Here is a 16,837-nt window from a genome sequence, read left to right on the forward strand (position 1 = left end):
TCGATCGCATGCTCTCCAGCGAGGATGTGATGCGTCGGCGCGCCAGTTTTCTGCAGCGCATTCATATCGACGGCCCGTTGCTGGTCATTCTGCTGGCCCTCGCGGCCGGCAGCCTGTTCGTGCTCTATTCGGCCAGTGGCAAGAACTGGGACCTGCTGCTCAAGCAGGCCACCTCGTTCGGTATCGGCCTGGTGTCGATGTTCGTCATCGCCCAGCTGGAGCCGCGTTTCATGGCGCGCTGGGTGCCGTTGGCCTACCTGACGGGGGTACTGTTGCTGGTGGTCGTGGACGTCATGGGCCACAACGCCATGGGTGCGACGCGCTGGATCAACATCCCGGGGGTGATCCGCTTCCAGCCCTCGGAGTTCATGAAGATCATCATGCCGGCGACCATCGCCTGGTACCTGTCCAAGCGCACCTTGCCGCCGCACCTCAAGCATGTGGCGATCAGCCTGGTGCTGATCGGCGTGCCGTTCATTCTGATCGTCCGCCAGCCTGACCTGGGCACGGCGCTGCTGATTCTCGCCTCCGGTGCCTTCGTGCTGTTCATGGGTGGGCTGCGCTGGCGCTGGATCGTCAGCGTGGTGGCCGCCGCGGTGCCAGTGGCGGTGGCCATGTGGTTCTTCGTCATGCACGACTACCAGAAGCAGCGCGTGCTGACCTTCCTCGACCCGGAAAGCGACCCGCTGGGCACCGGCTGGAACATCATCCAGTCCAAGGCCGCGATCGGCTCGGGCGGCGTATTTGGCAAGGGCTGGCTGCTGGGCACCCAGTCGCACCTGGACTTTTTGCCCGAGAGCCACACCGACTTCATCATTGCGGTGCTGGGTGAGGAGTTCGGCCTGGTCGGCATCTGCCTGCTGCTGATCGTCTACCTGCTGCTGATCGGCCGCGGGCTGATGATCACGGCCCAGGCGCAGACCCTGTTCGGCAAGCTGCTGGCGGGCAGCCTGACGATGACTTTCTTTGTATACGTGTTCGTCAATATCGGTATGGTCAGCGGCCTTCTGCCCGTGGTGGGCGTGCCGCTGCCCTTCATCAGCTATGGCGGAACTTCGTTGGTGACGCTGCTGTCAGCGTTTGGCGTTCTGATGTCGATCCATACGCACCGCAAATGGATCGCACAGGTTTGAATAAGGTGAAGAATTTAATGCAAGCAGTGCGTAACTGGGCTGCCCGTTGTACGCCGTGGATCGGTGCGGTGGGCCTGTTCGGCGCTGTCCAGCTGGCCCATGCCGGCGACTACGATGGCTCGCCCCAGGTGGCCGAGTTCGTTGGCGAAATGGCCCGTGACTATGGCTTTGCCAGTGAGCAGCTGACCGGCGTGTTCCGCGAAGTGCAGCGTAAGCAGTCGATCCTCGATGCCATCTCGCGGCCGGCCGAACGGGTCAAACCGTGGAAGGACTACCGGCCGATGTTCATCACCGACGCGCGCATCGCCCGCGGTGTGGACTTCTGGCGCCAGCACGAAGCGGTGCTGGCCCGTGCCGAGCAGGAATACGGGGTGCCGGCGCAAGTCATCGTCTCGATCATCGGCGTAGAGACCTTCTTTGGCCGCAATACCGGCAATTACCGGGTGATCGACGCCCTGTCGACGCTGGGCTTCGACTACCCGCCGCGGGCCGAATTCTTCCGCAAGGAGTTGCGCGAGTTCCTGCTGCTGGCCCGCGAAGAGCAGCTTGACCCGCTCACGCTCAAGGGTTCCTACGCCGGTGCCATGGGCCTGCCGCAGTTCATGCCGAGCAGTTTCCGCAACTATGCCGTGGACTTCGACGGCGATGGCCACATCAATATCTGGAACAACCCGGACGATGCCATCGGCAGTGTCGCCAGCTACTTCAAGCGCCATGGCTGGGTGGCCGGCGAGGGCGTGGTCAGCCGTGCCATGGTGCAGGGCGAGCGGGCCGACGAAGGCCTGACCACCGGTATCGAGCCGGTGAAGACGGTCGGAGAGTTGCGGGCGCTGGGCTGGTCAAGTCATGATGCGCTGCGCGATGATCTGCCGGTTACCGCCTTCCGCCTGGAGGGCGAAAACGGCCCCGAGTACTGGATGGGCCTGAAGAACTTCTACGCGATCACTCGCTACAACCGCAGCGTGATGTATGCCATGGCGGTGCATCAGCTTTCGGAACAGCTGGTCCAAGCACGGGGCGTCAAGTAATGCGCGCAATCATTTCTGCCAATACCTTCAAGCTGCTGACCTGCATGACCGTCGGCATGCTGCTGGTCAGCTGCTCCTCCAGCCGCCCGACCACCACCCAGAAAAGCGGCAATACAGTCCGCGCCCAGCCCGGGCTGGACATCAACCGTGCCCACAAGGACGGTGCGCCGTGGTGGGACGTGGATGTGAACAAGATCCCCGACGCCACGCCGACGGTGCACACCGGCAACTACAAGGCCAACCCGTACACGGTGCTGGGCAAGACCTACTACCCGATGCAGGAATCGCGCAACTACCGCGCCGAGGGTACCGCGTCGTGGTATGGCACCAAGTTCCACGGGCAGAACACCGCCAACGGCGAGCTCTATGACCTGTACGGCATGAGCGCCGCGCACAAGACCTTGCCGCTGCCGGCCTACGTGCGGGTGACCAATCTGGCCAATGGCCGCAGCGTGGTCCTGCGGGTCAACGACCGTGGCCCGTTCTATTCCGACCGCATCATCGACTTGTCGTACGCGGCGGCGAAAAAGCTCGGCTACGCCGAAATCGGCACCGCGCATGTGCGTGTCGAGGGTATCGACCCGCAACAATGGTGGGCCCAGCGTGGCCAGCAGCCACCGTTGGTGCTGAAGGAGCCTCAGGTCGCGCAGACCCAGTCGATCCCGGCCAGCACCGGCCGCGTCGAGCAGTGGACCCCACCAGCGCAACAGCACGCGGCGCCTGTCGTGCCCGTGCAAGTCGGCGGCAACAATGTGCCGGCGGGCAACGGCGGCAGCTTCCTGCAGGTGGGCGCCTTCGCCAACCCGGACGCCGCCGAGTTGCTGCGTTCGAAGCTGAGCACCATGGTCAGCGCGCCGGTGTTCATCAGCTCCATCGTGCGTAACCAGCAGACGCTGCACCGCGTGCGTCTGGGGCCGATCGGCAGCCAAGGTGAGATCCAGCAGGCGCAAGACAGCATTCGCCTGGCGAACTTGGGGCAGGCCAAGCTGGTCACAGACTGACCTCAGCTACAAGCAACGAGCTGCAAGCTGCAAGCTGCAAGAAGAGCCTGCGCGCGCCCGCTTTGTCTTTTGGCTGCAGCTTGAAGCTTGAGACTCTTGCTGTCGGTTTTGTCATGAATTGCCGGGCGCGCGCATGTACAATGGCCGTTTTTGCCCGCAGCGACATAAAGCCGCACTTCGTGGGCACGGCCCAAGGCCTTAAAACTAGACTGACTGGCGCTGGGTACACGATGTGGCCCAGGGAACATCTCAGACCATTAGCGATTTTCGAGAGACGGATGAACATCACCAACCTTGCCAAACGACTTTGCCTGCCCGTACTGCTGATGATCACGCCTGCTGCTTTCGCGGCAGAGCAAATGATGCCGGCACCACCGCAACTGGCAGCCAAGTCCTACGTACTCATGGACGCGTCCAGCGGCAACGTGCTGGTCGAGAACAACGGTGACGAGCGTCTGCCGCCGGCCAGCCTGACCAAGCTGATGACCGCCTACATCGCCACCCTGGACATTCGCCGTGGCCAGATCGGTGAAAACGATCCGGTTACCGTCAGCGAAAACGCCTGGCGTACCGGCGGTTCGCGCATGTTCATCAAGGTCGGCAGCCAGGTCACGGTCAGCGACCTGCTGCACGGCATCATCATCCAGTCGGGTAACGATGCTTCGGTCGCCCTGGCCGAACACATCGCCGGCAGCGAAGACGCCTTCGCCGACATGATGAACAAGACAGCTGCCGACCTCGGCATGTCCAACAGCCACTTCATGAACCCGACCGGCCTGCCGAACACGGAGCACTACTCCTCGGCGCATGACATGGCCCTGCTGGCGCGTGCGATCATCGACGTCGACCCGGCCCACTATGCGATCTACTCGCAGAAAGAGTTCTTCTGGAACAACATCAAGCAGCCCAACCGCAACCTGCTGCTGTGGCGCGACAAGACCGTCGATGGCCTGAAGACCGGCCACACCGACGAAGCTGGCTACTGCATGGTGGCTTCGGCCGTACGTGACGGCCAGCGCCTGATCGCCGTGGTGTTCGGCACCAACAGCGAGCAGTCCCGTGCCGCCGAGACCCAGAAGCTGCTGACCTACGGCTTCCGCTTCTTCGAAACCCAGACCTTCTACCAGAAGGGCACCGAGCTGACGCAGGCTCCGGTCTGGAAGGGCGCCACCAGCCAAGTCAAGGCTGGCCTGGCCAACGACCTGACCATGACTATGCCTAAAGGCCAATTGAAGCGCTTGCAAGCTTCGATGACCATGAACCCGCAGCTCACCGCGCCGATCGCCAAAGGTGACGTGATCGGCAAAGTGGAAGTCAAACTGGACGAGAACGTGGTTCACAGCGCCGACCTGATCGCCCTCGATGGCGTCGAGGAAGGTGGTTTCTTCCGCCGTATGTGGGATAGCATCCGTCTATTCTTCTACGGGTTGTTCAACTGATAACGTGACCTGCCACGCTCCCGCTGTTCATGCGGGAGCGTTGTTGTTGCCACGGCTTACGAGGCCGTTTCCGCCATGAGCGAACCTGACGTCAAGTCGCACAAGATCGAATTCCCCTGCGCCGATTACCCGATCAAGGTGATCGGTGACACCGTGGTCAATTTCAAGGACACGGTCATCGAGATCTTGAAGAAATATGCTGAGGTCGACATGCAGACCTTGGCCGAGCGCCAGAGCAAGGAAGGCAAGTACACCACGGTGCAACTGCACATCGTTGCCACCAGCGAGGATCAGCTGCACGATATCAATAGTGCCCTGCGTGCTACCGGCATCGTGAAAATGGTGCTCTGATGTCCGCCTGTCTCGGTTTTCGCGATCTCGGCCTGCAGCCCTATGAACCGGTGCTGGAAGCCATGCGTCGCTTTACCGAGCAGCGTGGGCCCGACAGCCAGGACGAAATCTGGCTGGTCGAACACCCTTCGGTCTTTACCCAGGGCCAGGCTGGCAAGGCCGAGCACCTGCTGATCCCGGGCGATATCCCGGTGGTGCAGACCGACCGCGGTGGCCAGGTGACCTACCATGGCCCCGGTCAGCTGGTGGCCTACCTGCTGCTGGATGTACGGCGGCTGGGGTTTGGTGTACGTGAGTTGGTCAGCCGCATCGAGCAGGCCCTGATCGACCTGCTTGCCAGTTACGATGTCCAGGCCGCGGCCAAGCCCGACGCCCCGGGTGTCTATGTCGATGGAGCGAAGATCGCCTCCCTCGGCCTGCGAATCCGCAACGGCCGTTCTTTCCACGGCCTTGCCCTGAACGTGGACATGGACCTTGCGCCATTCCGCCGAATCAACCCCTGCGGCTATGCGGGGCTGGCCATGACCCAGCTACGCGATCAGGCAGGCCCGATCGAACTCAACGAGGTCAGGACAAGGCTGCGCGGACAGCTGGTCAAGCACCTCGACTACGCTGAGCAGACGACCCTCACGGGCGGAATCGACTGAATATGACAACTGTGCAAGAAGCCGTGCCGAACCTGATACCTACCCTGGATGCCACCCCGCGCCCTGCGCCGAAGAAGGTGGAAGCTGGGGTCAAACTGCGTGGCGCCGACAAGGTGGCGCGCATCCCGGTGAAGATCATCCCCACCGATGAGCTGCCGAAGAAGCCCGACTGGATCCGCGTGCGCATCCCGGTTTCGCCCGAGGTAGACCGCATCAAGCAACTGCTGCGCAAGCACAAGCTGCACAGCGTCTGCGAAGAGGCCTCCTGCCCGAACCTGGGCGAGTGTTTCTCTGGCGGTACCGCGACCTTCATGATCATGGGTGACATCTGCACCCGTCGTTGCCCATTCTGCGACGTTGGCCACGGCCGGCCGAAGGCACTGGATGTCGATGAGCCGAAAAACCTCGCGGTCGCCATCGCCGACCTGCGCCTGAAGTACGTGGTGATCACCTCGGTGGACCGCGACGACCTGCGTGACGGTGGTGCCCAGCACTTCGCCGACTGCATTCGCGAGATCCGCGCCTTGTCGCCGGGCGTGCAGCTGGAAACCCTGGTCCCGGACTACCGTGGCCGTATGGATGTCGCCCTGCAGATCACCGCGCAAGAGCCGCCGGACGTGTTCAACCACAACCTGGAAACCGTACCGCGGCTGTACAAGGCAGCGCGTCCGGGTTCGGACTACGACTGGTCGCTGGACCTGCTGCAGAAGTTCAAGCAGATGGTGCCGCACGTGCCGACCAAATCGGGCCTGATGCTTGGCCTGGGCGAGACCGACGAAGAAGTCATCGAAGTGATGCAGCGCATGCGCGAGCATGAGATCGACATGCTGACCCTCGGCCAGTACCTGCAGCCGTCGCGCAGCCACTTGCCGGTGCAGCGTTTCGTGCACCCGGACACCTTCGCCTGGTTCGCCGAGGAAGGCTACAAGATGGGCTTCAAGAACGTCGCCTCCGGCCCGCTGGTGCGTTCTTCGTACCATGCCGACCAGCAGGCTCACGAAGCCAAGATCAAGCTCTGAGCCTGGTCTGAGCCACACATGCCGATGCGCGCCGAAAGGCGGCATCGGCATTTTTGTTTTTGTGCCATGCGCTGCAAGGAGTTGCGATGAATTGCGCCGAAACCTTTGAATCCCGTCTGCCCGCCGCCTTGCGGGAAAATGCCTGCTTTGCCATCGTCGCCCCGGCCGGGCCGGCACGGCTGGATGCGCAAAAAGCCAGCCAATGGTTTGCCGAACGTGGCTACCGTTGCCGCATCTACCCGGGGGTGGAACAGGCCCAGGGTTACCTCGCAGGCACCGATCAGCAACGTCTGCAGGACCTACACGATGCCTTCGCCGACCCGGCCATCGATGCGATTGTGTGCATGCGCGGGGGGTACGGCAGCATGCGTTTGCTCGATAGGCTCGATTTTGAGCTCATTCGGCGTAATCCCAAGCCGCTGATCGGCTACAGCGACATCACCGCGCTGCACACGGCCATCTACCGCAAGACCGGGTTGATTACCTTCCATGGGGCGATGCTCAATGCCGACCTGCTGGGCGCCAAGCAACAACCGACCGAATCGTCGCTGGTGGCCCAGTTGATGGGGCAGGTAGGGGCGGGGGATGCGATTGCTCATCCGGCAGACTTTGCCTTGAGCTGCGTGGTGCCGGGTGTTGCCAGCGGGCGTTTGCTGGGCGGCAACCTGTCGATACTGGGTGCGACCCTGGGCACTGTGGCCCAGATCGATACGCAGGGCTGCATCTTGTTCATCGAAGACGTCAACGAGCCGCTGTTTCGCGTGGATCGTTTGCTGACCCAGTTACGCCTGGCGGGCAAGCTTGCGGGGGTGAAGGGGGTGCTGGTGGGGGATTTCGCCGGTATTACCGTGACGGCCATGACGCCGTTGCTGCAGGACATTTTCGGGCCGCTGGGTGTGCCGGTGCTGGCCGGGTGGCGCAGTGGGCATTGCGATCCGAATGTGTGCTTGCCGCTGGGGGCCGAGGTGGTGCTGGACAGCGAGAAGATGAGCCTGGTGTTGCAGCAGGATCTGTTCAGGGCTTGATGGGGCTGCGCCGCAGCCCCAACTGCCTCAACGCTGACGCAAGCTCTCAAGCAGCTTGTGCGTCGGATACCCATCCGCCGGCCAACCCAACCCCTGCTGGGCGGTGCGAATGGCCTTGCGGGTATTGGCGCCAATGATGCCGTCGGCATTGCCCGCGTCATGCCCGCTGGCATTGAGCAGGTGCTGCAGCTCCATGCGTTCGCTGCGGCTCAGGGGCAGGTCCTCTTTCGGCCAGCTGCCGGCAATGAACCCCCAGCCTGAGAACCGATCACCCAACAGGCTCACTGCCAGGGCATAGGACGATGAGTTGTTGTACTTGAGGATCGCGCGGAAGTTGTCCAGTACCAGGAACGCCGGGCCGCGAGCGCCCGCAGGCAGCAGCAGGGCGGCGGACAGCTGATTGCTGTTGGCCGGCAGCTGGGTGCCGGCTGGCAGTGTCACGCCCAGTTGCAACCACTCGCCCACCGGCTTGCGCAGCGAACCGTCGGCCAGCCAGAAGTCGAAACCTGCCGGCACCTGCACTTCAAAGCCCCAGGGTTGGCCACGCTTCCAGCCGGAGCTCTGCAGGTAGTGCGCGGTCGAAGCCAGGGCGTCCGGGGTGCTGTTCCAGATGTCCCGGCGGCCATCGCCGTCGAAATCCACTGCATGGGTGTTGTAGGTGGTCGGAATGAACTGGGTCTGGCCCATTGCACCGGCCCACGAACCGCGCATGGCCTCCGGCTGGATGTCACCGTTCTGCAGGATCTGCAGGGCGGCAATCAGTTGGTCCTGGGCGAACTGCGGGCGGCGGCCTTCGTAGGCCAGGGTCGCCAGCGAGCGAATGACCGACTTGCTGCCCTGGAACTGGCCGAAGTTGCTTTCCATGCCCCAGACCGAAACCAGCACCTGGCGATCCACGCCATAGCGCTGTTCGAGGCGGGTCAGCAGCTCTGCATTCTGCTCCAGCAGTTTCTTGCCGTTGCGCACACGCAGTGGCGACAGGGCGCCTTCAAGGTACTCCCACACCGGCCGGCTGAACTCAGGCTGGCTGCGGTCGGCCTTGATCACGTCCAGGTCGGGGGTAACACCGAGGAATGCACGGTCGAAGGTGTTCGGCGAAATACCGGCCTGCAGCGCTTGTTGGCGGAAGCCAGCCTGCCATTGCGCGAAGGTTTGCAGGGGTTGGATCTCAGTGCTGGCGTCGGGCGTTGCACCGGGCAGGTTCACCACTGGAGCGGGCTGGGCAGGGGCCAGCGGCAAGGCATCGGCGGCGGTGGGTTTTTCCGCACAGGCGACGAGCAGGATGAAGCTGGAGGCCGCGATCAGCTGACGGGATTTCCAACGGGGGAGAAGACTGAAGAGCATGCACAGATCCAGAATTTCAGGTCAGGTGCCGACCATACCATGCCTGCGCTTTCGATGCTTTCATGCGGCCAAAAAGTAAGAAGCCTCCCAATCTCTCGATTGGAAGGCTTCGCGGCGGTAGCTGCCTTTGCCCTTGCCTGGTTGTTCCTGGCGGCAGCGGAACAGGGGCTGGGCGACGATTGACTTGGCCTTGTTGGGGCCGTGCTTTTTCGGCTTTTTGCTCATGGTGCAGGTTCCCGATGGGTGGCTTTCGGGGCGCACTGTAGGCCCCTGGGCTACTACGGGCCAATTGATTGTGTTTATGGGAGGCAACGTGATGCTCGTAGGAGCGGCCTTGCGTCGCGAAAGGCGCGCGCAGCGCGCCCGGCTATTGCGAAGGAAGCACCAATCGCTGCCCCGCCATCAACAACGAAAGCCGCGCCAGCCCGGTCCAAGGCGACCCCTCGGCCTGCCCCTTGATCTGCGCATCGATACGCTGGGCATCCTGCAACAGCTGGGCCCAACGCTGCGCGGAAAGGCGCTGCAGTGCTTTGCTGACTAGCGGGCGGCGTTTATCCCACACCGGTGGTCGTGCTTGGCTGAAGGCTTTGTCCAGCGGTACGCCCTGGCTGAACTGCTGAGCCAGCCCGGCCAGTTGCCGCAGCTCGCGGGCCAGCGCCCACAGAATCACCGGTGGCTCCACGCCTTCACCGCGCAGCCCTTCGAGCATGCGCAGGGCATGCGCGGCTTCGCCATTGAGAATGGCATCGACCAGCCCGAAGACATCGAAGCGGGCGCTGTCGGCGACTGCCGACTGCACCGTCTCCACGGTGATCTGGTTACCCTCGGCCAGCAGCTTGAGCTTTTCGATTTCCTGGGCGGCGGCCAGCAGGTTGCCTTCGACGCGTGCGGCAATCAGGTCGACCGCATCACGCTGCGCCGAAAGGCCCGCCTGCGACAGCCGCTGGTTGATCCACTGGGGTAGCTGGTGGGCATCTACCGGCCAGATCTGGATGAACTGGCAGTGGGCGCCTTCGATCAGGGCCTTGCCCCATTTGGTCTTCTGCGCGCTGCCGTCGAGCTTGGGCAGGCTGATCAGCAGCAGGGTGTCCTCGGCCGGGTTGGCGCAGTATTCCATCAACGCGGCAGCGCCCTTGTCCCCGGGTTTGCCAGAGGGCAGGCGCAGTTCCAGCAGGCGGCGCTGGGCGAACAGGGAAAGGCTGGCACCGGCCTGAAGCAGGGTGCCCCAGTCGAAATTGGCGTCGGCGCTGAACACCTGGCGTTCGTCGAAACCCTGCTGGCGTGCGGCGCCACGGATGGCGTCGGCGGCTTCCTGGCACAGCAACGGGTCGTCGCCACTGACCACGTAGACCGGTGCCAGGGCGCCTTGCAGGTGCTTGTTGAGTTGGGCGGGGGCGAGTTTCATCGGAAACAGGCGGGGCACCGGGGTGCCCCGCGCGGGCTCAGTTGCCCGGAACTTCCAGTGGCGACTGCTGCGGCGTTTCAGCCTGCTGGCTGCGGGCCGCTTCCAGCGCGTCGGCTTCGGCCTTGGCGCGTTCGTCGGCTTTGACCTGCAGCTCGTCCAGTTGGGCCGGGGTCAGCATTTGCAGGCGTACAACCATGGCGTTGACCAGGTCGCGGCGCATTTCTTCACGTGCCCGGTTGGCTTCCTGCTCGGAACCGGTGATGTTGGAGGCGTCACGCACGTAGATCTTGCGCACTTCCAGCTTGTCGCTGAGCAGTTCCAGGTTGTTCAGGCCCTGGATGCTGTAGTTCAGCACCGTGGTCAGCTCGTACTCGGCCGAGCGGCTGCCACCGCTGTAGGTCGCGGCGCGCTGGTTTTCCTGCTCGTTGGTCAGGACCAGGCGGTACGGTGCGCCGGCGTGCACGTTGACGCCGCTGCGCTCCAGCACCTGGCGCAGTTCGGTCACGGTTTCGCCATAGGCATTACGTGCGCTGACGTCCATCTCCTTGACGCTCAGCTCGGTGGAGCCGGTGCCGCGCAGTTGGAAACCGCAGGCGCTGAGCAAAACGGCCAGGCCGATTACCAGCAGATTGCGTTTGATCATGTTGTTGCTCCCTCTTGGGCCTGTACCGCCCGCCCGCAGTGGCTGCGGGCGGGCGTGCCATCAATTGGCGACGATGTTGACCAGCTTGCCCGGCACCACGATGACCTTGCGGATGGTCAGGCCATCGATGAAGCGCAGGACATTCTCGTTGCTGCGGGCGGCGGCTTCGATTTCCTCGCGGCTGGCGGCGGCCGGCATTTCGACCTGGCCACGCAGCTTGCCGTTGACCTGTACCACCAGGACGATGCTGTCCTGCACCAGCGCGCTCTCGTCGACCGCTGGCCAGCCAGCATCGATGACCGCCTGGTCGTGGCCCAGCGCCTTCCACAGCTCGTGGGAGATGTGCGGGGTGATCGGTGCCAGCAGCAGCGTCACGGCTTCCAGGCCTTCCTGCAGCAGGGCGCGGTCCTGTTCGGTGGCTTGCGGGGCCTTTTCCAGCACGTTCATCACGGTCATCACCTGGGCGATGGCGGTGTTGAACTTGTGGTGCTGGCCCACGTCGGTGCTGGCCTGCTTGATGGCGGCATGAATGGCGCGACGGATGGTTTTTTGCGCGTCGTCCAGCGCGGCTACATCCAGCGTGCCCGGCAGGCCCTGGTTGACGTGGCCCTGAGCCAGGCGCCAGACACGGCGCAGGAAGCGGCTTGCACCTTCGACGCCGGAGTCGGACCACTCCAGGCTCATGTCAGGTGGCGAGGCGAACATCATGAACAGGCGGCAGGTGTCGGCGCCGTAGGCTTCGATCATCGATTGCGGGTCGACGCCGTTGTTCTTCGACTTCGACATCTTCTCGGTGCCGCCGATTTCCACCGGCAGGCCGTCGGTCTTCAGGCGCGCACCAATGATCTTGGCCTTGGCGTCACGCTCGATTTCGACGTCGGCCGGGTTGAACCAGTCCTTGCCGCCGTTGCTGGCGACGCGGTAGTAGGTCTCGGCGACCACCATGCCCTGGGTCAGCAGGTTCTTGAACGGTTCGTTCGAGGTGACCAGGCCTTCGTCACGCATCAGCTTGTGGAAGAAGCGCGCGTACAGCAGGTGCAGGATCGCGTGCTCGATGCCGCCGATGTACTGGTCGACCGGCAGCCAGTGGTTGGCCGCTTTCGGGTCGACCAGGCCCTGATCGTAGTTTGGCGAGGCGTAGCGGGCGAAGTACCAGGACGACTCGACGAAGGTGTCCATGGTGTCGGTTTCGCGCTTGGCCGCCGTGCCGCATTTCGGGCAGGTGCATTCGTAGAATTCTGGCAGGCGCGCCAGTGGCGAGCCGGCGCCGTCCGGTACCACGTTCTCCGGCAGGGTGACCGGCAGCTGGTCTTCCGGTACCGGCACGTCGCCGCAGGACGGGCAGTGGATGATCGGGATCGGGCAGCCCCAGTAGCGCTGACGGCTGATGCCCCAGTCGCGCAGGCGGAACTGGGTACGCGACTTGCCGAGGTCCTTGCGGATCAGGGCGGCCTCGATGGCGTCGAAGGCGCCGGCGAAGTCCAGGCCGTCGAACTCGCCGGAGTTGATCAGCTGGCCATGCTCGCCATAGGCGGCCAGCCACTCGTTGCCGACGTCATCGCCAGCGCTGGTGCGCACCACGGCCTTGACCGGCAGGTTGTACTTATGGGCGAACTCGAAGTCGCGCTCGTCGTGGGCCGGCACGGCCATCACGGCGCCATCGCCGTAATGCATCAACACGTAGTTGGCGACCCATACCGGCAGCTTCTCGCCGGTCAGCGGGTGGTCGACGAACAGGGAAGTGGGCATGCCCTTCTTCTCCTGGGTGGCCATGTCGGCCTCGGCGACGCTACCGCTCTTGCACGCGTCGATGAACGCCTGCAGCACCGGGTTGCCCTGGGCGGCCTGGGTGGCCAGCGGGTGTTCGGCGGCGACCGCGACGTAGGTGGCGCCCATCAGTGTGTCGGGGCGGGTGGTGAAGACCTTGAGGGTGCCTTCGTGGCCGATACTGGCCTGGTCGAACGGGAACTGCACTTCCATGCCGCGCGACTTGCCGATCCAGTTGCGCTGCATGGTCTTGACCTGTTCAGGCCAGCCCGGCAACTCGTCGAGGCTTTCCAGCAGCTCGTCTGCATAGTCGGTGATGCGGAAGTAGTACATCGGGATTTCGCGCTTTTCGATCAGCGCGCCCGAACGCCAGCCGCGGCCGTCGATGACCTGCTCGTTGGCGAGCACGGTCTGGTCGGCCGGGTCCCAGTTGACGGTACCGTTCTTGCGGTAGATGACGCCTTTTTCGAACAGGCGGGTGAACAGCCACTGTTCCCAGCGGTAGTAGTCCGGCTTGCAGGTGGTGACTTCACGTGCCCAGTCGATGGCCAGGCCCAGGCTCTTGAGCTGGGTCTTCATATAGTCGATGTTTTCGTATGTCCACTTGGCCGGGGCGACGTTGTTTTTCATCGCCGCGTTTTCCGCGGGCATGCCGAAGGCGTCCCAGCCCATCGGCTGCAGGACGTTTTTGCCCAGCATGCGCTGGTAGCGGGCAATCACGTCACCGATGGTGTAGTTGCGCACGTGGCCCATGTGTAGCTTGCCGCTCGGGTACGGGAACATCGATAGGCAATAGTAAGTGTCTTTGCCTGGCTGTTCGGTAACAGCGAACGATTGTTGCTCGTCCCAGAAGTTCTGGGCGGCGGCTTCGATATCACGGGGCGTGTATTGTTCGTGCATGGCTACTTTTGGCTGAGAGAGAAGAGACCTTGTTCCAGGCAGCGGAACCTCGCTGCAACCGGTACTCCGGTGTCGTTTAGAGTGAACGCCGTAGCATACAGCAGCGCCGCGCATCGTGGGAAACCTTGATTGCTAATGGCCGCTGGTCGCGGCAAACGGCTGCTTTTTAGAGTGACGCTAAGCTCAGGTGTGGGGGGAGATATTCTGACCTTCAATGAGGTGAACGGATGGGAGAGACGCAGCTACCCGCAATCAAACCGGAGCTTTACGAACGCCTGATCGACCGCCTTGGCCTGGCGCTGGAAGTTGCCAGGACATCGGTAAGATTGCGCGACGAGATGCCAGCCGAGCTGGAGTTGCGTGGCCTTAGCCACGCAGAGTTCGAAGTGATCAAGGCGTACCTGGACACCCTCCCGGAGCGCCAAAATGCCTGTGCCGGCAGTTACCCGCAAGCGGAGCCGACAACGGCCAAGATCATCTGGCTCAAGGACAAGAAACGCCCCGCCAGCACGGCGAGATCCAGGACGCTGCCACATCGTTAGCCGTTCAGGACGCCAGCCGCAGGCCATCGCGCGCCGGTTCTTCAATACACTTCTCACGATCGTCGCCGGCCGCACACTTGTTGCCCGGCGTCGATCCTCTTAGGCTGCACGCCTTCCATGGAGGTGTGGCCGATGCCGATCCGATTCTTCATCAAACAATGGCTGATGCCGCCTGGCGTCCTCTTGCTGCTGCTGTTGGCGGCGTGGTGGCTGCGCAAGCGGCGCCCACGGCTGGCCGGGCTGTGCTTCGCTGTGGGCCTTGGCGGTTTGTGGCTGATGAGCCTGCCGCTTGCCGTGCAGGAATCGGCGCGCCTGCTGGAGACCGAGCCGCCGCTGGCGGTCAGCGAATGGGCGGGCCTTGCCGGCAGGGCGGATGCCATTGTCGTGCTGGGCGCAGGGCGCGAGCGCGGTGACCCGGCCTGGGGTGGCGATGACCAGCCCACCGCAACGGCCCTTGAGCGCATGCGCTTTGCCGCACGGTTGGCCAAGGCCTCGGGTTTGCCGGTGCTGACCAGTGGTGGCTTGCACTATGGCACGCCGCCCAGTGAAGCGCGGTTGATGGCCGATCGCTTGCGTGAGGATTTTGCGGTCGAGGTGAAATGGCAAGAGCAGGCCAGCCGCACCACCTGGGAAAATGCCCGGTTCACGGCGGACATTCTGCAGCCGCTGGGTATTCGCCGGGTGGTCGTGGTGACGCAGGCCTGGCATATGCAGCGTTCGCGCTGGAGCTTCGAGCAGGCAGGTTTCGACGTGGTGCCGGCACCGATGGGCTTCCTCGGGCGCGAGCATGCCCGCCCGTTTGCCGGGTTGCTGCCGGAAAGCCGGGCGATGTGGCAGAGCGGGCAGTTGCTTAATGAAGCGGTGGGGTTGGTGGGGTATCGGTTGTTCTACTGATCTCGGAGCTGCCCGGTCTTTGTAGGAGCGGCCTTGCGTCGCGAAAGGCTGCGTAGCGGCCCCAGGTTCTGTGGCGCAAAAAAGATCGCTGGGGCCGCTACGCAGCCCTTTCCGACCGGTCCGGCGCCCCGGCAAGGCTGCTCCTACAAAGATGGTGCCGGTCATCAAAGGAAGGCGCAGTCAAACAGTCTTGGCAATCCGCCCTGCCAGCAACGCCCACCCGAGCAACAGCACACAGACAATCGCCAGCGGCCACGAACGCCACTGCAGATAAGGCGTCAGCTGCTGCATCGGCACCACCTCGCCATACAGCACCGCCGGCTGGAACTGCGGGATCTGTGTGGTAATGCGCCCAAACGGGTCGATCAGCGCGGTCACACCGTTGTTGGTGGCGCGGATCATCCAGCGGCCGGCTTCCAGTGCGCGCATCTGTGCCATCTGCAGGTGCTGCAGCGGGCCGATCGAGGTGCCGAACCAGGTGTCGTTGCTGATCGTCAGCAGCAGGTCGCTGCGCGCTGCCAGGCTGGCGGCAAACTCGGGGTAGACCACTTCATAGCAGATGTAGGGTGCGATCTGGTAACCCTTGGCCTGCAGCAACGGCTGGTCTTCCGGGCCCCGGGCGAAGTCCGACATGGGCAGGTTGAAGAACTCGATCACGCCGCGCAGCATGTCCTGCAAGGGCACGTACTCGCCGAAGGGCACCAGCTTCTGCTTGAGGTAGGTGCCGTCACCTTCGCCGGTCACGGTGATGCCGTTGTAGTAGCGGCGCTGGTGGTGCACCACCTCACGCACCGGCACGCCGGTGATCAGCGCCGAATGGCGCTCGGCGGCAAAGCGCCCCATCACGTCGATGTAGCCCTGGGCCTGGTCCTTGAGCACCGGTACCGCAGTCTCGGGCCAGATCAGCAGGTCTACCGGCTTTGAGGTGAAGCTCATGTCACGGTACAGCGCCAGCTGGGCGTCGATGTGGGCCGGGTCCCACTTCAGGTCCTGGGCGACGTTGCCTTGGATGGCGGCCACCTTCAACGGCTCGCCGGCAGGCTTGGTCCAGGCGTGGCCCTTGAGTGCCATGCCCAGTAGCCAGGGAGCCAGTAGCAGCACGCCGGCGACGGCCAGGAACGAGGGCCGGGCACGCAGGCGGGGCAAGTTGCACAGCAAGGCGGCGCTAAGCGCCAGGGTGAACGAGATCAGCCATACACCCCCCAGCGGCGCAAGGCCCGCCAGCGGGCCGTCGAGCTGGCTGTAGCCCGCATAAAGCCAAGGGAAGCCGGTGAGGAACCAGCCGCGGAAGGCCTCCTGCAGCAGCCACATGGCCGCGAAGCACAAGGCATCAGCCAGTGGCGCCTCATTGCGCCGCAGCCAGCGCGCCCACAGCCATGCGGGCAGGGCGAAGAACCAGGCCAGGGCGGCGAAGAACGCCAACAGCAGCAGGATCGCCAGCAGCGGCGAGGCGCCGCCGTAGGTGGTCATGCTGACGTAGATCCACCAGGTGCCGGCGCCGTACAGGCCGAAACCGAAACACCAGCCACGGCCCATGGCCTGGCGCGGGCTGAGCTCGCGCAGGCCAAGGTAGAGCAGGGCGATGGACAAAAGGGCCAGCGGCCAGATGTCGAATGGCGCCAGGGCCAGGAGGGTGGAAGCGCCGGCCGCCATGGCCAGCAGGTTACCGGGCCAGCCGGGGCGGGTGATCCAACGCATG

Annotated in this window: 16 protein-coding genes; 10 read left to right on the forward strand and 6 right to left on the reverse strand. The window is 63.8% G+C overall.

The genetic code is table 11. The features are described 5' to 3' along the window. The first annotated feature begins 29 nt into the window (after positions 1 to 29). From rodA to DJ563_RS23985, 8 genes are all read left to right on the forward strand, one after another. Positions 30 to 1,133 carry a rod shape-determining protein RodA gene (rodA, locus tag DJ563_RS23950; protein WP_050506153.1) on the forward strand — a complete coding sequence of 368 codons (1,104 nt, stop codon included), beginning with the start codon at positions 30 to 32 and terminating at the stop codon, positions 1,131 to 1,133. A gap of 17 nt (positions 1,134 to 1,150) precedes the next feature. Next, the gene (gene mltB, locus DJ563_RS23955; protein WP_033701719.1) at positions 1,151 to 2,161 is read left to right on the forward strand and encodes a lytic murein transglycosylase B; all 1,011 of its coding nucleotides are present in this window, start codon (positions 1,151 to 1,153) and stop codon (positions 2,159 to 2,161) included. Next, positions 2,161 to 3,162: a septal ring lytic transglycosylase RlpA family protein gene (locus tag DJ563_RS23960; protein ID WP_434518442.1), complete on the forward strand. Its 1,002-nt coding sequence runs from the start codon at positions 2,161 to 2,163 to the stop codon at positions 3,160 to 3,162. The genes mltB and DJ563_RS23960 overlap by 1 nt, the downstream gene beginning before the upstream one ends. 278 nt (positions 3,163 to 3,440) lie before the next feature. Next, positions 3,441 to 4,601 carry a D-alanyl-D-alanine carboxypeptidase family protein gene (locus tag DJ563_RS23965; protein ID WP_033701717.1) on the forward strand — a complete coding sequence of 387 codons (1,161 nt, stop codon included), beginning with the start codon at positions 3,441 to 3,443 and terminating at the stop codon, positions 4,599 to 4,601. Positions 4,602 to 4,676: 75 nt separating this feature from the next. Beyond that, positions 4,677 to 4,952, forward strand: coding sequence for a DUF493 domain-containing protein (locus DJ563_RS23970; protein WP_033701716.1), 276 nt, complete (start codon positions 4,677 to 4,679; stop codon positions 4,950 to 4,952). After that, positions 4,952 to 5,599, forward strand: coding sequence for a lipoyl(octanoyl) transferase LipB (gene lipB, locus DJ563_RS23975; protein WP_033701715.1), 648 nt, complete (start codon positions 4,952 to 4,954; stop codon positions 5,597 to 5,599). Before DJ563_RS23970 ends, lipB begins: the two co-directional genes overlap by 1 nt. Before the next feature lie 2 nt (positions 5,600 to 5,601). Continuing rightward, the gene (lipA, locus tag DJ563_RS23980; RefSeq protein ID WP_274098098.1) at positions 5,602 to 6,618 is read left to right on the forward strand and encodes a lipoyl synthase; all 1,017 of its coding nucleotides are present in this window, start codon (positions 5,602 to 5,604) and stop codon (positions 6,616 to 6,618) included. Between the two features lie 86 nt (positions 6,619 to 6,704). Then, complete coding sequence (locus DJ563_RS23985; RefSeq protein ID WP_434518443.1) at positions 6,705 to 7,643, forward strand: S66 peptidase family protein; 939 nt, start codon at positions 6,705 to 6,707, stop codon at positions 7,641 to 7,643. Between the two features lie 27 nt (positions 7,644 to 7,670). Here the strand turns inward: DJ563_RS23985 and DJ563_RS23990 are convergent, their stop codons facing one another. The 5 genes from DJ563_RS23990 to leuS form a co-directional block, all read right to left on the reverse strand. Then, positions 7,671 to 8,987, reverse strand: a complete 1,317-nt coding sequence (locus DJ563_RS23990) for a lytic murein transglycosylase (RefSeq protein ID WP_434518444.1) — start codon at positions 8,985 to 8,987, stop codon at positions 7,671 to 7,673. A gap of 60 nt (positions 8,988 to 9,047) precedes the next feature. Continuing rightward, positions 9,048 to 9,212: an alternative ribosome rescue factor ArfA gene (arfA, locus tag DJ563_RS23995; protein ID WP_434518445.1), complete on the reverse strand. Its 165-nt coding sequence runs from the start codon at positions 9,210 to 9,212 to the stop codon at positions 9,048 to 9,050. A gap of 142 nt (positions 9,213 to 9,354) precedes the next feature. Next, positions 9,355 to 10,392, reverse strand: a complete 1,038-nt coding sequence (gene holA, locus DJ563_RS24000) for a DNA polymerase III subunit delta (protein WP_274098101.1) — start codon at positions 10,390 to 10,392, stop codon at positions 9,355 to 9,357. Positions 10,393 to 10,429: 37 nt separating this feature from the next. Continuing rightward, a complete protein-coding gene (gene lptE, locus DJ563_RS24005; RefSeq protein ID WP_033701709.1) occupies positions 10,430 to 11,035 on the reverse strand; it encodes an LPS assembly lipoprotein LptE in 606 nt (201 codons plus the stop codon). 60 nt (positions 11,036 to 11,095) lie between these two features. Beyond that, positions 11,096 to 13,702, reverse strand: coding sequence for a leucine--tRNA ligase (leuS, locus tag DJ563_RS24010; protein WP_434518446.1), 2,607 nt, complete (start codon positions 13,700 to 13,702; stop codon positions 11,096 to 11,098). Between the two features lie 227 nt (positions 13,703 to 13,929). On the opposite strand from leuS, the gene DJ563_RS24015 reads away from it, so the two are divergent. Then, on the forward strand, positions 13,930 to 14,244 hold the full coding sequence (locus tag DJ563_RS24015; protein WP_274098103.1) for a hypothetical protein: 315 nt from the start codon (positions 13,930 to 13,932) through the stop codon (positions 14,242 to 14,244). A 132-nt stretch (positions 14,245 to 14,376) separates the two neighbouring features. Then, a complete protein-coding gene (locus DJ563_RS24020; protein WP_434518447.1) occupies positions 14,377 to 15,138 on the forward strand; it encodes a YdcF family protein in 762 nt (253 codons plus the stop codon). A gap of 180 nt (positions 15,139 to 15,318) precedes the next feature. Here DJ563_RS24020 and lnt read toward each other — a convergent pair whose 3' ends face one another. After that, positions 15,319 to 16,836, reverse strand: coding sequence for an apolipoprotein N-acyltransferase (gene lnt / locus DJ563_RS24025; protein ID WP_434518448.1), 1,518 nt, complete (start codon positions 16,834 to 16,836; stop codon positions 15,319 to 15,321). Position 16,837: the final 1 nt, after the last annotated feature.

Origin of the sequence: Pseudomonas sp. NFX1, from assembly GCF_051123555.1 — a bacterium.
In the GTDB taxonomy this organism is placed as follows: Bacteria; Pseudomonadota; Gammaproteobacteria; order Pseudomonadales; family Pseudomonadaceae; genus Aquipseudomonas; species Aquipseudomonas capeferrum.